1 protein-coding gene is annotated in these 1,088 nt (G+C 50.3%); it reads left to right on the top strand.

Features of this window, described 5'->3' with window-relative positions:
* Positions 1 to 974, top strand: a 974-nt coding sequence (locus F6K53_RS44860; RefSeq protein ID WP_366511459.1) for a glutamine synthetase family protein, incomplete at its 5' end; no start/stop codon positions are given.
* Between the last annotated feature and the right edge of the window lie 114 nt (positions 975 to 1,088).

The following is a 1,088-nucleotide window of genomic DNA, read 5'->3' as shown; positions in this document are numbered from 1 at the left end:
TCCGTGGTAAAGCAGTCCACTGGAAAACCTTACCAGACTACCTCAAGCACGGTGTGGGCATTTCAGCAGCCCAGCAAGCTCTACCGGTGATGTATGATGTCCCAGTCCCAGGCAGTGGCTTGGGACCTATCGGTGAAATCCGCTTAGTACCGGATTGGGAAACCTTAACCTCCTTACCCTATGCTCCTGGTCATGCCCGTGTGTTTGGGGATATGGTCAACAATGGTAGCCCATGGCCCTGTTGTCCCCGAAACTTCCTCAAAAGGATGGTAGCAGAAGCGGAAAGTGAGGGCTTACAAGTGGTTGCTGCATTTGAAAATGAGTTTTACCTGCTGCAGCCAACTCCTGAGGGGATTCTACCGGTAGACAATACCGTATTTGCCTCGACGCTGGCAATGGATCAACATCAGCAGGTGATTGACCACATTGCTGAAGCCTTGGTGGAGCAAGGGATGCCTGTAGAGCAGTATTACCCAGAATCTGGTCCTGGTCAACAGGAAATTTCTATACTATACACCCAAGCCCTACCAGCGGCAGATCAACAAATAGCCTTCCGGGAGACAGTAAAAGCGATCGCATTTCAACATCACCTGGTTGCCTCATTTCTGCCCAAAATCCTAGCTGACCAAGCTGGTAATGGTTGTCACCTCCACCTCAGCCTATGGCGGGATGGGAAAAACCTGTTACTCAATCCAGAAGGGGATGGGGGACTTTCCCAAGTCGCCTGTCAGTTTATTGCTGGAATTTTACAGCATTTACCTGCTTTAATGGCACTAACCACACCCAGTACTAATTCTTATCGACGGATTCGCCCTCATTGTTGGAGTGGCGCGTTCCGTTGTTGGGGAATCGATAACCGAGAGGCTGCGGTTAGGGTACCGAGTAACCCAGACGGTGGAAGTCCAAGCAATTTTGAACTTAAAACTGTTGATGCTTCTTCTAATCCTTATCTAGCCTTGGGGTCTGCTGGTTGATCCAAAACCGCATTGTGCCGCTGGTTAGCTGCAGCAAACATCCAAACCCAAGCGTGCAATTCCATCCCTCGCTCATGGGCTAACTTCACTGCTGCTTTTAGGGGATCCCATCCC

Origin of the sequence: Moorena sp. SIO4A1, assembly GCF_010672065.1 — a bacterium.
GTDB lineage: Bacteria > Cyanobacteriota > Cyanobacteriia > Cyanobacteriales > Coleofasciculaceae > Moorena.
Note: the sequence above shows the minus strand (reverse complement) of the source record. Positions and strands in the feature narration are given on the sequence as shown.